12 protein-coding genes and 1 riboswitch are annotated in these 14,433 nt (G+C 38.5%); of the genes, 8 read left to right on the forward strand and 4 right to left on the reverse strand.

The features are described from left to right. Positions 1 to 25: 25 nt before the first annotated feature. Positions 26 to 778 (reverse strand): DUF6062 family protein, encoded by a 753-nt coding sequence (locus LKE05_RS07485; RefSeq protein ID WP_308456423.1) that lies wholly within the window; start codon positions 776 to 778, stop codon positions 26 to 28. Positions 779 to 1,308: 530 nt separating this feature from the next. Between LKE05_RS07485 and LKE05_RS07490 the strand changes: the two genes are divergently transcribed. The 4 genes from LKE05_RS07490 to LKE05_RS07505 all read left to right on the forward strand — a co-directional run bounded on the left by LKE05_RS07490 (position 1,309) and on the right by LKE05_RS07505 (position 6,911). Continuing rightward, positions 1,309 to 3,090, forward strand: coding sequence for a phosphoenolpyruvate carboxykinase (GTP) (locus LKE05_RS07490; protein ID WP_308456424.1), 1,782 nt, complete (start codon positions 1,309 to 1,311; stop codon positions 3,088 to 3,090). A gap of 143 nt (positions 3,091 to 3,233) precedes the next feature. Then, positions 3,234 to 3,800 (forward strand): LemA family protein, encoded by a 567-nt coding sequence (locus tag LKE05_RS07495; protein ID WP_147513565.1) that lies wholly within the window; start codon positions 3,234 to 3,236, stop codon positions 3,798 to 3,800. A gap of 1 nt (position 3,801) precedes the next feature. Beyond that, on the forward strand, positions 3,802 to 4,551 hold the full coding sequence (locus LKE05_RS07500; protein ID WP_147513566.1) for a TPM domain-containing protein: 750 nt from the start codon (positions 3,802 to 3,804) through the stop codon (positions 4,549 to 4,551). Between the two features lie 353 nt (positions 4,552 to 4,904). After that, a complete protein-coding gene (locus LKE05_RS07505) occupies positions 4,905 to 6,911 on the forward strand; it encodes an S-layer homology domain-containing protein (protein ID WP_308456425.1) in 2,007 nt (668 codons plus the stop codon). 55 nt (positions 6,912 to 6,966) lie between these two features. Here the strand turns inward: LKE05_RS07505 and LKE05_RS07510 are convergent, their stop codons facing one another. Beyond that, on the reverse strand, positions 6,967 to 7,653 hold the full coding sequence (locus tag LKE05_RS07510; protein WP_117964993.1) for a TIGR00266 family protein: 687 nt from the start codon (positions 7,651 to 7,653) through the stop codon (positions 6,967 to 6,969). Positions 7,654 to 7,892: 239 nt separating this feature from the next. Between LKE05_RS07510 and aroC the strand changes: the two genes are divergently transcribed. The 3 genes from aroC to LKE05_RS07525 all read left to right on the forward strand — a co-directional run bounded on the left by aroC (position 7,893) and on the right by LKE05_RS07525 (position 10,906). Continuing rightward, the gene (aroC, locus tag LKE05_RS07515; RefSeq protein ID WP_147513569.1) at positions 7,893 to 9,038 is read left to right on the forward strand and encodes a chorismate synthase; all 1,146 of its coding nucleotides are present in this window, start codon (positions 7,893 to 7,895) and stop codon (positions 9,036 to 9,038) included. A 24-nt stretch (positions 9,039 to 9,062) separates the two neighbouring features. Next, entirely contained in the window at positions 9,063 to 9,650 is a 588-nt protein-coding gene (locus LKE05_RS07520; protein ID WP_147513570.1) for an RNA polymerase sigma factor, read from the forward strand. A 65-nt stretch (positions 9,651 to 9,715) separates the two neighbouring features. Next, positions 9,716 to 10,906 carry a hypothetical protein gene (locus LKE05_RS07525; protein ID WP_308456426.1) on the forward strand — a complete coding sequence of 397 codons (1,191 nt, stop codon included), beginning with the start codon at positions 9,716 to 9,718 and terminating at the stop codon, positions 10,904 to 10,906. Between the two features lie 101 nt (positions 10,907 to 11,007). Here LKE05_RS07525 and LKE05_RS07530 read toward each other — a convergent pair whose 3' ends face one another. After that, a complete protein-coding gene (locus tag LKE05_RS07530; RefSeq protein WP_022230475.1) occupies positions 11,008 to 11,508 on the reverse strand; it encodes a COG2426 family protein in 501 nt (166 codons plus the stop codon). A gap of 79 nt (positions 11,509 to 11,587) precedes the next feature. Further along, positions 11,588 to 12,193 (reverse strand): ECF transporter S component, encoded by a 606-nt coding sequence (locus LKE05_RS07535; RefSeq protein WP_308456427.1) that lies wholly within the window; start codon positions 12,191 to 12,193, stop codon positions 11,588 to 11,590. Positions 12,194 to 12,323: 130 nt separating this feature from the next. Then, positions 12,324 to 12,449: riboswitch (FMN riboswitch) on the reverse strand. A gap of 312 nt (positions 12,450 to 12,761) precedes the next feature. Between LKE05_RS07535 and LKE05_RS07540 the strand changes: the two genes are divergently transcribed. Further along, positions 12,762 to 14,433: InlB B-repeat-containing protein (locus LKE05_RS07540; protein ID WP_308456428.1), on the forward strand; the 1,672-nt coding region annotated here is incomplete at its 3' end.

A 14,433-nucleotide genomic window follows, 5' to 3' on the forward strand; every position in this document is an offset into this window, starting at 1 on the left:
AAGTGAGGCTATAATAGCCCCACTTTTATTTTTCTTCATAGTCATTATTGATAAAACCTGAAATTTTGTCGATTGTTCTGATTGGTGCGTCTTGTGCGGTACCCCATTCCATATCTTTGTTGCGATAGTCGAATTTAAGTGTGAATTTATGTATATCCTGCTGTATTCTTGAAAGTTCAGTCTCTTGCTTTTCAAACAGGCAGGCAAGGAATTGAGCTGCTTGTGAGTCTTTTAATGATTTCGGCACTGTATCAACAAGCAATTTCATATGCTTTAAGCATACACCTTTTGATTTATTGAATTTTTCTTTAAACTTTTCGTCATTTGCCCACATATACAAAAGCACATCGGCATATCTTTCCATAGTGTGATTGATTTTGTCACACACAACACAGCCGTCCGATATACCGTCAAGCTTTTCGGAAAGTGCTTTTGAAAAATCAGCCAAGCCTGTTTTCTTAAAAAGACCGCCTTTTTGATTTTTTAAAGCCGACGCGGATTTTTTCAGCGTATCAAGCTTTTTGCGTATTTCCTCTAAATGTGTGTCAAGCACAAGCGACAGTGCAAGTTTGTTTGACATACCGAAAAGCATTGAACAGTGATGGTTGCAAAAGCCTTTTTCGTTTGATTCCATACGAAATTCAGGCTCCATCATTGCCGCACCGAGTGCGTAGTCAAGCGTTTCTTTTTCAAGTTTTTTCTCAAGTTCACAAAGCGGACATTCGCAGTCTGTATCGTAAACTTCATTTACCGGTATTGTATAAATTTGTTCTTTCATAAGTAATAAATCTGCCTTTCAAATAGCTATATTGCAGATAAAACCGCTGTGGTTTTGTCTGCAATGTTTTTTGGAGTGTGAGGTGCAACCTCACTGAAAATCATTTCCGGCGACCTGTGCGGCAGAAATGGCTTAAAATCTAAAGTTTCGACTTTGGAGGAACTTTGTGATTTTTTCTCTGAAAACACTCAAAAATTACATCTGTGATGTGATTTTTGGAGCTGTCGGCATTTTGTCGACAGACTCGGTTATATGGTTATTATAACACCTAAAAGACTGCCTTTCAAGGACAAAAACGAAAGTTGTATTCTGCAAATTCAAAAAGGTTATGATTTATTTGTGCAAAACGTCACATTTTTAACGAAAAAGTAACGTATTTCTGATAGTAAATGATAAAAAAATAAAAAAATCATTATAAATTCTTTAAAAAAAACAAAAAATATGTTATAATATATTCGTAAGTAAAATAGAAAACAATGTTACAAAATAACACTGTATAAAATTAAAAAATGTATTGGAGGATTTTTACCATGACAGAAAACAAGACAGTTCTTGCATGGCTTGAAGAAATGAAAGCTATGTGTCAACCTGACAATGTTGTTTGGATTGACGGAAGTGAAGAACAGCTTGAGGCTCTAAGAGCAGAGGCTGTTGAAACAGGTGAAATGATTAAACTAAATCAAGAAAAGCTTCCTGGATGTTACTATCACAGAACAGCTGAAAACGACGTAGCTCGTGTAGAAGACAGAACATTTATCTGTACTCCTACGGAAGAAGAAGCCGGCCCAATCAATAACTGGATGGCTCCTGACGAAATGTATGCAAAGCTAAAGAAACTATATACAGGTTCAATGAAGGGCAGAACAATGTACGTTATCCCTTATTCAATGGGTCCTATAGGTTCACCTTTCTCAAAGATCGGTATTGAGCTTTCAGACAGTATCTATGTTGTACTTAATATGGCTATTATGACAAGAATCGGTCAAAAGGTTCTTGATCAGCTTGGAAATGACGAAAACGCTGAATTCATCAAGTGTCTACACGCTAAGAAAGACGTAAATCCTGATGACAGATACATCGTTCAATTCCCACAGGATAACACAATTTGGTCAATCAACTCGGCTTACGGCGGTAACGTTCTTCTTGGTAAGAAGTGTTTCGCTCTAAGAATTGCATCATATCTTGGTAAGAACCAAGGTTGGATGGCTGAGCATATGCTAATTCTTGGTCTTGAAAATCCTCAAGGCGAAGTTAAGTATATCTGTGCTGCATTCCCATCAGCTTGCGGTAAGACAAATCTTGCAATGCTTATTCCACCGGAATACCTAAAGAACAAAGGTTACAAAGTATGGACAGTCGGCGATGATATTTCATGGCTAAACATCGGTCCTGACGGCAGACTATATGCTATCAACCCTGAAGCAGGTTTCTTCGGTGTTGCTCCTGGTACATCAGTAAAGACAAACTTCAATGCTCTTGAATCAACAAAGAAGAACACAATCTTCACAAACGTTGCTCTTAACAATGCAGACAATACAGTTTGGTGGGAAGGTCTTGACAAGAATCCTCCTGTTGATGCAACAGAATGGAAGGGTTCAAAGGTTAACGGTCCTGAATACTCTGCAGCAGGTAACAATCTTGCTCACCCTAACTCAAGATTTACAGCTCCGGCTATCAACTGCCCATGTATCTCATCTGAATTCGAAAACCCACAGGGCGTTCCTGTAGAGGCTATTGTATTCGGTGGCAGACGTGCTAAGTGTGCTCCGCTTGTATATCAATCAAGAGATTGGCAGCACGGTACATTCGTTGGTGCTACAATGGCATCAGAAACAACAGCAGCTGCTGCAGGTGCAGTAGGTGTTGTTAGACGTGACCCAATGGCTATGAAACCGTTCGTAGGCTACAATATGGCTACTTACTGGGGTCACTGGCTTGAAATGGGTAAGAAGCTTGGCGACAAAGCTCCGAAAATCTTCCACGTTAACTGGTTCAGAAAAGATGACGAAGGACACTTCATGTGGCCTGGTTTCGGTGACAATATGCGTGTACTTCTTTGGATTCTTAACAGATGTGCAGGTAAGGTTGACGCTGTTGAAAGCGAAATCGGTTACCTACCAAAGCCTGAAGATATCGACCTAACAGGTCTTGAAGACGAAAATGTTGATATTAAGGGTCTTCTTACAATCGATAAGCAGGTATGGCTTGAAGACGTTGCAAATATCGAAGAATATTTTGCACAGTTCGGAGATAAACTTCCGAAGGAAATGGCTGACGAACTTGCTAAGTTAAAGGCTAACCTTTCTAAGTAATTTTAATTACAGTGTATTAAGAATTTAAAAGCAGACAAAATCCTTATGGTTTTGTCTGCTTTTTTTGTTGACATTTATAGACACATAGGTTAAAATGTAAGTGTATAATATATACAGATTATTTATAGAAAAGAGGAGAAAATATGAAGAAAAAAGGTGTAATTATCGGTGTTATAATAGCGGTAATCGTAATTATAGCGGTAAGCATTATAGGAAGTTACAACGGACTTATAAGTTTAGAAGAATCGACCAACACGGCATATTCCGATATACAGGTTCAACTTCAAAGACGTATGGATCTTGTACCGAACCTTGTTAATACGGTAAAGGGATATGCGGCACACGAAACAGAAGTGTTTACTGCAGTTTCTGATGCTCGTGCAAAACTTGCCGGTGCGGGAACGGTTGAGGAGGCAAGTGAGGCAAATGAAGAACTTTCATCGGCACTTAGCAGATTGATTGCAATTTCGGAATCATATCCGGAATTAAAGTCAAACGAAAACTTCTTGTCACTTCAAGATGAACTTGCAGGTACGGAAAATCGCATAGGTGTTGCAAGAAAGGATTATAATGACGCCGTTCAAAAATATAACGTAAAAATACGTTCATTCCCTACAAACATATTTGCAAATATGCTTGGTTTTGAAAAGAAACAGCAGTTTGAGGCAGACAGTGCGGCACAATCTGCTCCTTCTGTAAGTTTTGATTGATATGAGTAGGGGGAAGATACGTTTCGCGGCATTAATTTCCGCAATATTTGTTTTATTTATAAATATTTGTGCGTTTGCGAAGGTTGATATACCGAATCATACGGATAGATTTTTTATAAATGACTATGCGAATGTTATTGACAGTGAAACAGAGGATTATATATTTGAAAAAGGTAAGGCGTACAATGCTAACGGCGGACCGCAAGTTGTTGTTTTGACAATGGAAAGTATAGACGGAAACGACCTTGAAGACTTTTCGATTGAAACGGCGAGAAAATGGGGGATTGGCGATAAAGACGCGGATAACGGAGTTCTTATTCTCCTTGTTATGGATAGTCGTGATATTCGTATCGAAGTCGGTTACGGACTTGAGGGCGTTTTAAATGACGGTAAGTGCGGTCGATTTATCAGAAATGCAACAGATTCTTTGTCGGCAGGTGATTACAGCGAGGGTATTAAGCAGATTTATGATTCGGTAATCGGCGAACTCGAAGACCCGACACCCGATGAAGAAGATGATGATGACACTATGGTTGAAATAATGACATATGTAGTGTTTTTCATAGTTTTAGCGATTGTGGTATTTATCACTAATATCAAAGGACGTGGCGGACGTGGCGGACATGGCGGCTATCGTAGCGGCGGCGGTTACTATGGCGGCGGATTTTCCGGCGGAAGCAGCAGCGGAGGAGGCGGATTCTCCGGCGGCGGCGGAAGTTTCGGCGGCGGCGGTGCCAGCGGTAAATTTTAATATTGAATCAGATGTCGAGAAATTAGTTCGGATTTTGTGAAAATGAACTCATCGGCGTACGTTGGTACGTTAGAGTTTATTTTCGCAAAAAGTGCACAGGCAAGCCGTATATCGAAGATAGGCTTGCCTGTTATTTGTTATAGCTATAAATTAAGTTGTAAATATAAAAAATAATGCTTTGCACGCTCCGGACAATTTGTCGACAGTCTGAAAGGGTGTTAATATAACACCATTTTGTGTTAATTAAAAAATCAAAAAAAATTTTTCAATTTAATGCAACCTTTTGGTGTGCTGAAAAGTATTATATATGAAAGGAAAAATAATCCGATAAATTTAAAAAGGAGGAAAAAGTTATGAAAAAATTATTAGCGGTAGCGTCAGCGTTGGCTCTTACTGTATCGGCAGTATCACCGGCAGTTTTAGCCGCTGAAACGTTAGCCACACAGCAAACAGAAACATCTGCAAGAGAGAATATGCAGAAAATATTGGAAAGCGTTAAACAGAGAGTTGAAATTCCGAGTGAGTGCAGTGAATTTTCGAGCAGAACAGAGGAACAGTACGGCGAAAAAATTTATAACTTTACATGGAATGAAAAAGACGGAAACAAGAGTGTTAATATAACTTGTACGGCAGACGGAGTTATAACCAACTATTCAATTCTCGGTTTTAAATCTGATGATAAAAATAACACACCGAATTTACCGAAAATTAGCGAAAGTGATGCAAAAAAGACGGCGGAAAACTTCTTAAAACAAATTAATCCCGATTTTCCATATGAAATAAAAATTTATGGAAGCAACGGCAGTATTTTTGGTAACGGATATACATTCTATATTAAAACTTATGTAAACGGTGTATTGTTCACGAACGGAAACGGCTCGGTTAATATTGACGGTACAGACGGATATGTAATGGGTTTTGATTTGGGCTATATACAAGCGGATTTTCCGTCAATCAATAATGCGATAAGCGTTGATGAGGCAAAAAAAGCGTACAGTGATAAACTCGGACTTGAGTTGGTTTATCGTACATATGTTGACGAGGACGGTAACGTGTTAGCTTATCCTGTATACACACAGGAATACGACTACGACAAATACATTAATGCACTTACGGGTGATGCGGTTGATGTTACAAATTACAGATATTTCATCGGCAACAAATCTGAAAGTGCAAATGATGCAGCAGCAGACGGCGGACTTACCGAACAGGAAATAAAAGAGCTTGACAATATAGAGGGACTTATTTCAAGAACCGCTTTGGAAAATAAATTAAAGTCGAACAAGCTTTTGTCAATCCCTAAGAATATAAATACAGACAGCATTTCTTTATATAAAAATTATGACGATGAATATACATATGCTGTATCAATGTCAAATGACAAGTGCAACATATATACTTCTGTTGATGCTAAAACAGGTGAAATAAAGTATTATTCACGTTGGGGAGAAGATGACAGTGAGGTAAAAAATAATGATGATTCGGCTTTAAAGACACTTGCAGGCGATAAGGCAAAAGAATACAAATATGATGAAAATTCACATCAGTATATCCGATATGTAAACGGTATTAAGGTAACAGGCGACTATGCTAACGTGACAACAAACAACGGCGTACTTACTGATTTCAGGATGAATTATACCGACACCGAATTTCCGTCAATCGAAAATGCAATGAGCAAGGAAGATGCTGAAAATATTTTGTTTGACGTAAAGGATTACAGCATTGTATATATGCAGAATTATACTGACAACACAAGAGAGATTATCCCTGTATACACAATAGATACAGAAAATATCAATCCGTTTACAGGTAAGTTTGTTGACTATCAAAACAAAGAAATTACGGAGAATGCAAGCAGTAAACTTGAATATTCGGATATAGACGGTCACTATGCCGAAAAGTATATCAAAGAGCTTGCTTATTACGGAATAGGCTTTGAGGGCGGTGAATTTAAGCCTGACGAAAAGATTACTCAAAAGGATTTTCTTGCACTTTTGATGAGTATAAACGGTAACGATATAATCGTATTGAAAAACAATTTGGAACAGGCAAATTGGGTGTACAGAAATTCAACACAAAACAGTATTATTTCGGAAGATGAACGTGATGACGAAGCGGCAGTAACTCGTGAGGAGGCTGCTGTGTATATGATTCGTGCAATCGGTGCTGAAAATTACGCGAAATATAACGATATTTACGTTACACCGTTCAATGATGTTACGGAAAATAAGGGATATATCGCATTGCTTTCGGCTATGGGAGTGTTAAGCGGTGACGGTAACGGTAATTTCAATCCAAACCGTGAAATGACAAGAGCGGAAAGTATAATTATGATTTATAATTATTTAACCAGATAAAAAATAAGAAGTGGCAAAATATTTTTGCCACTTCTTTAGTTATAATTTCTATTTGCTATTTTGATGACGGTGTCGGAAGATACGGGATAATTTTATTTGCAAATTCAGCCATATTCATTGTTTGTAAATATACCTTACCCGGACCGGTAAGAGTTGTAAGGAACAGTCCTTCACCGCCGAACAACATATTTTTAAAGCCCTTTACTGTTTCAACGTCATATTTGACGGTTGATTCAAAAATCGCAACACTGCCTGTATCGACTTTAAGTTTTTCGCCTGCAGCAAGGTCGATTTCTTTAACTGAACCGTCAAGCTCAATGAAAGCAGTACCGTTTCCGGAAAGCTTTTGAAGTACAAAGCCTTCACCGCCGAACAAGCCTTTCTTTATGCCGCTTGTTATATATGTTGAAAGTTCAACACTTTGCTCGGCACACAAAAAAGCTGATTTTTGACAAATAAATTCTTTGTCGGAAGAAATGTGAAGTTCTTTGATTTCTCCGGGAAAAGATGAGGCGATTGTGATAGATTGGTTCGGTGCCTCGGCGGTGTATGTAGCCATAAACAATGACTCACCGCTGAACATACGTCCAAGACCTTTCATAAATCCGCCTTTCATATTGGTGTCCATTTTTACTTTGTCCGACATCCATGTCATACCGCCCGATTCGGTATAAATGCTTTCGCCTTGTTCAAGGTCGATTGTTACGGCAGGAAGAATATTTCCCCAGATTGTAGTTTTCATAAAAATTACCTTTCCTTTCTGTATGAAATAGCTCAGTGACTTTAGTGATATTCAAATTATATCATAATATTCCTATTTTAAATATATCTTTTTTATTACAATTACACAAAGCGAGTTTTGTAAAATTGTCGTTAAAACTTGCAAAAGTAACGAAAAAGTGATAAAATAGATTATATACATTATGTTGTAGTTTATATATAAAAAAAATACAAATTGTAGTTACGAATGGAGATAAAAATATGCTTAGATATTTCACAGCGGGAGAGACACACGGTAAGTGTCTTACAGTTATAATCGAAGGTATGCCGTCAGGTGTTGAGATAAGCCTTGATGAGATAAACGAACAGCTTGCAAAGCGTCAGCAGGGCTATGGCAGAGGCGGACGAATGAAGATTGAAAAAGATACTGCCGAAATTCTTTCGGGTGTGAGAGGCGGAGTGACTCTCGGAAGTCCTATCGCAATTAAAATCGAAAACAGAGATTGGGCGAATTGGGAAAGTATAATGGGTACTGAAACGGCGAATAACGAAAAGTCTGTCGAATGCCCAAGACCGGGACACGCAGACCTTACCGGAGGTATGAAGTACAATCACAGAGATTTGAGAAACGTGCTTGAAAGAGCAAGTGCCCGTGAAACTGCAGCAAGAGTGGCTGTCGGCGCACTCGTAAGACAGGTTTTAAAACCGTTTGGAATAGAATTTTTAAGCCATGTTAAGAGAATAGGCGAAGTTGAAGATACAGCTGATTTTACTGCGGCAGATTTCTTTGAAAAAGTAAAAAATTCACCTGTTGGGTTTGGCGATGAAAATGCCGCTCAAAAGGCTATGGAATACATAGACAAAATCAAGGCAAGCGGTGAAAGCGTAGGCGGAATAGTGGAAACTATCGTAAAAGGTGTGCCTGCCGGGTTGGGAAGTTATGTTCATTACGACAGAAAACTTGATGCAAACCTTGCTTTCGGTGTTATGAGTGTACAGGCTATCAAGGGCGTTGAAATCGGTATGGGCTTCGGTGTGAGCGAAATACCGGGTTCAAAGGTACATGATGAAATCGAATATTCGGACGACTTCCACAGACTTACCAACAATGCCGGCGGTATTGAGGGCGGTATGTCAAACGGTGAGCCGATTATTGTTAAGGCGGCAATGAAACCGATACCTACTTTGTATAATCCGCTTAGAACAGTCAATATTGACGATAAATCGGAGCATAAGGCAACTGTCGAACGTTCCGATGTGTGTGCTGTACCGGCTTGTTCGGTTGTCGTTGAGGCGGTAATCGCATTTGAAATCGCAAAGGCGTTTTTGGATAAATTCAGCGGTGACTGTATGGCTGACGTAAAGGCATATTACGATGTATATATGAACAGAATTAAGAATTTCTAAAATCAAACGTAGGGCAAATAAACCATGAGAGGTGGTGAGGGATTTTTGACCGAAAATGATTTGATTAAAAAGTGTAAAAAAGGTAGCCGAGAAGCTTTTAATATATTAGTTTCAAATTACCAACAGCAAGTTATAAATATCGCTTACGGAATGCTTTCAAATCAAGAGGATGCATATGACGCGGCACAGGAGGTATTCGTAAGGGTGTATAAAAGTATAGAGTCATTTAAGGAGCAATCTTCCTTTACCACGTGGCTTTATAGGATAACTAAGAATGTTTGCTCTGATATTCTGAGAAAACGTCAGAAACATTCGGGTGTAATAAGTATCAATCAGGCGATTGACGAAAAAAAAGATATGGATATTAAGGACGAAAGTCCTACACCGGAAGAAAATATGGAAATATCGGAACGTCAGAGAGCTGTACGTGAGGCGATAAGCGAACTCAAAGAAGAATACAGAACTGTAATAACACTATGCGATATTGAGGGATTGAGTTACGATTACATAGCTGAGGTACTCGGAATACCGTCGGGAACGGTTAAGTCGCGAATTAATCGTGCGAGAAGTGCATTAAAGAAAAATTTAATGAATAAACGGGAACTTTTTTGATATTTCTTACGTCTAATATATTGTAAAAAGAAATTAATGAAAATTTAAAGAAAGGGGGAGTAAAAATGAATTGTGATAAATTTAACGAATGCTTGGACAACTATGAAAATTTGAGTGACGAAACAAAGCAGAAAATGGATAAACACGCATTGGAATGTGCAAATTGCAAAAGTGAACTTGAATTTATGCGTTCAATTATTTCAACGGCTAAATCTCTCCCTGACATAAATGTTCCTGTGGATTTTATGGAGAAATTAAATGTCCGCATAGATGAAGAGGAAAAGAAAAAAGCACGAATAACAAGACGTGTAATGCGTAATGTTCGCCGTAATTGGAAACAGTATACTGCGGCTGCGGCTTGCTTTGCGTTGGTAGCTGTTGTAACGGCTAACAGCAATATGTTCGTCGATAAGATGAACGGAAATGATGACGGTGTTATTCAAGAGGAAACAGTCGTGACTGACAGTGACGGAAATGCTGCCGTAAGTACGACAGCACCGGCAGTGGCTGCTCAAGACAATGCGGAAGAAAATCAACCGACAGTATTTGAAGAAACGGTTGAAAACACTATTCCCGAAAATAAAACAGCGAAAAGTACATCATCGCTTGCAACGGCAAAGCCGCAAACAAGTGCGAGTACAAATTCAGTAAAAAGCAGTGTGGTTGCAAATAACAGTAAATCCACATCTGCTCCGTCTGTAAGTCCAAAGGTACAAAATAATGCGGTACCGTCTGTTTCTGCAGAACCTGAAAAGTCGGACGAAGGTGCGGTTTCGCAGAAAACAACTGCTGAGGTTGCTGATAATTCAAACGATATTCAAGCTTATTCACAAGATGACGGAATAGCGATTGCAAGTATTGATGTTCAGTCGGACGATCGTTCCGTATATGACGGAACTGCTGACAATATCAATAATTCAAGAACAGTAAAATCAAGTGTTGAAGATGATTATTCGCTTGCGGGCGGAGCCCAAATCGCATACGGCAGATACTATAAGTTGGATAAAGACGGCAATCCGATTGAAGCCCCAGAAGAAAATAAACCTATCGGTTCAATCGTAATTTCCGCAAAAGACGCAGACGAGGCGTTAAGCGTTATAAGACAATATTCATACGATGAAGACGGTGAATTTTATACAACGAGTTCTGACAGATTGACGTCAATGCTTTCAGTATTATCCGTTCAGGGAATCGGTTACAGTAACTATACACCTGCTTATGAGGGTGAAGTAACATTTAAACTTGTTATAAGTTAATATAAATGCCTTTCACGACAGCATTATCTGTTGTGGAGGGCATTTTTGTTTGGAAAAACAGAACAAAAAAATCGGACTGTCAGTCCGATTTTTTGATATGTCTAAGAAATAAGTTGTTTTAAAACGCCGAATGATAAAAGCGACATTATAAGTCCTGCAGTAAGTACACCTAAAAAGATAAACAAAAGTGATTTTTTAGGTTTCATACCGAATAATACTGCGATAAGACTTCCTGTCCAAGCACCTGTACCCGGCAGCGGAATGGCTACAAAAAGGAATAAGCCGAGATAGCCGTATTTTTCGATTTGAGCCGATTTTGAAAGTGCTTTCTTTTCAAGCCAATCGGGAATTTTGTGAAAGCGTTTACTTTTTTTCATCCACGCAAATATCTTTTCAATAAACAGCAATATGAACGGTATCGGGAGCATATTACCCAGTACTGCGGCAATGTATGATGGGAAGAAACTCATTTTCATAAGTCCTGCCGCAAGAATACTTCCTCTAAGCTCCAACAACGGTACCATTGATACAAGAAAAACAATTAATTCCTTTGATATTTTTCCTGAAAGTGCTGTGACAATAGATTGTACAATAGAATCCATAAAACTTCTCCTTAAAATAAAAATTACAGAATTCATTATACACTATATTTTTCTAAAATGCAATTATTACTATATCAAATTAATGTAAAATCTTTGAAATTTGTTTGTATAGTACGAATGTTATGATTGATAACAACAGTGCTTTTATTAAATTAAACGGAATTGCTCCGTATAAAACATATCCCAAAGTGTTTGTTATAAGCGGATTAGCCTTGCCGCAAAGCGATATAATTTGCTCCATAGGCATAACGTTTGTATAGAACGGTATCAAGATAAAGTAGTTTGCAAGTCCGCCTACGATTGCCATTGCTATTGCACCGAGAACAAGACCTAAAACAGCACCTTTTCTTGTTTTGATACGCTTGTAAATAAGTGATGAAACAAATACAAGTGAACCGCTTGCAAGGAAGTCGGCAAGTTCACCGACACCGCCTGTGTCTGTTCTTAGCAGGTGTAGAGCCGCTTTGATGAATGCTATCGCAATACCGGTAACAGGACCGTATGCAAATCCGCCTATCAAAGCAGGTAAAGTTGAAAAATCAAACTTTAGAAACGGCGGCATAAACGGGATAGGAAATTCTAAAATCTGCATAAGTACAATAGATATACCCGACAGTATTCCTACACTTGCGATAAATTTCGGTGTAAACCTTGTTTTGTTTTGAACATTGTTGATTGCTTCCATAATTAAAAAGCCTCCTAAAAATTTATTTTGTATCTTTAGGAAAAGTTCTTCGCATAAATTTTGTCTTGACACTATGAATGGGAAATAAAAAAGCCCCATAGCATAGCTACAGGGCAAACCATACACAAAAAAACATCTTCTTCCGTCCGGACTTTAACCGTCGGTTTTGGAATTTCACCAAATCAGCCTACTGTACTGAGTAGGGTCGTGGACTTTAACCACCGGTAGGGAATCGCACCCTGCCCTGAAGATACACTCACTTATATTATACACGTTTTTTTCAATTTTGCAACTGTTTTTTTAAATTTATCAGTTTGTCTGCTTTGAAAATCCTCAAAAATTACATCATAAAATGTGATTTCGTGAGTTGTTGACAGATTATTGACAGGTTCAAACTGCAATGCTCTGTAACAAAAATGTAATGTCGAAAAGGAAGAAAAATACTCAAAAATTATTGCATCGTACATCAGTGTACGGTGTATAATTTAAGTATGAATAGATACATAAATATAATAAATTCTTTAGAAAATATTTTTGAGGGAATAATATAATTTTAGGAGGGAAAATCATGAAATCTAAAAAATTATTATCAATCATACTGGCGTTGGCAATGATGTTTTCTGTGTTGCCTGCAAGTACCGTTTTGGTACATGCCGAGGCAATTACGGAAACAATTTCCGCAGACACAACATGGAATGACGGTGATACGGTAGGCGGTGTTACAATATCAGGCGGAACCGTGACAATAAACGGTAATGTCGGTATCACGGCGGCAATTACTATCAAAGGCGATGTTACATTCACGGGTGGCGGAACGCTTAACAGAATGAGTACATCGGGAAATTTGATAAAAGTTGTAAGCGGAAGTCTTACACTTGGCAATGTTACAATAGACGGTAACAACGTGATAATTTCTGACAGTGGGGCAGCAGCTGCGATTAATATGGCCGGCGGTACTGTTATAATGAATGATGGGGCAAAGATTACAAATCATAAAAGAACCAGCGGTTATGGACCCGCAGTGTATATGGACGGCGGTAATTTTAAAATGAAGGGCGGCACAATTTCGGGTTGCGAAAGCAGAAATTACGGTGGTGCTATATATTTAGATGGCGGTAGCTTTGAAATGAACGGCGGTATTATTGAAAATAATAAGACGACACTTTCAAGTGCCGGATATGGTGGAGGAGCGTTTTATGTAAGAGATGCTACTCTTATTATAAATGACGGTCTTATACAAAATAATTCGTCAAATTCCGGCGGCGCAATCTATAATACATCATTCGGTACAACGATAATAAACGGCGGTGTGATAAAGGGTAACACGGCGGTAGGCGATTCACCAAGTGGTTCTGCAATTTTTCATAGTTGTAAAACAACAGGAGAGGCTACATTGCAAATAGGCGGTAATGCAAATATTAATGTAGGAAATGATATTTATTTGATGTCTGATTCATCTGCTACTAAATATGTTGAAATAACATCTTCAATAAAAAATCCGTTAATACTTACGGTAGAGGGCGAATCAGAAGGCAGAGTTATTGCTGATGCGGCAGAAGGCGTTGTGCTTACATACAATGATATGGCAAAGATTGGAGTTAGCAACAGCTCTTACGCATTGAAACTTGAGGATAATAAAATAAAGCTTACTCAAACATCAAGCGGAGTAACAACATTTCCTGTTTATCTCGGCTATGATGCAAACAATGGTACAAATGCACCGGACGGTAGCAGTGCCGAAATAGTTGCGGGCGACAGTGCAACTTTTACAATAAGTGACAGTGTGCCGACAAGAACAGGGTATGATTTTCTTGGTTGGGCGACAGATAAAGATGCAACATCAGCAGAATACCGTTCGGGTGGCAGTATTACAATAAGTTCCAATACAACACTATATGCAGTTTGGAAAAAAATATCGACTTTTGAAACAAATGAATTTACACAACCGCTTACAATAACAGGTTGGACATACGGTGAAACAGCAAATACACCGACAGCAGAGGCGAAATACGGAACAATTAAATATACATATTCAAATACGGCAGACGGAACGTATACCGAAAAAGTCCCGACAAATGCAGGTACACATTATGTAAAAGCAACAGTCGAAAAAACAGCAGACTATTCGGGACTTGAAAGTGATGCAGTTGAATTTGTGATAGAAAAGAAAACACTTACAAATGACAACATAACAGACATTGCAGATCAAACATATACAGGTGGAGAAATAAAACCTACTA

This window comes from Hominilimicola fabiformis, from assembly GCF_020687385.1.
Classification (GTDB): Bacteria; Bacillota; Clostridia; order UBA1381; family UBA1381; genus Hominilimicola; species Hominilimicola fabiformis.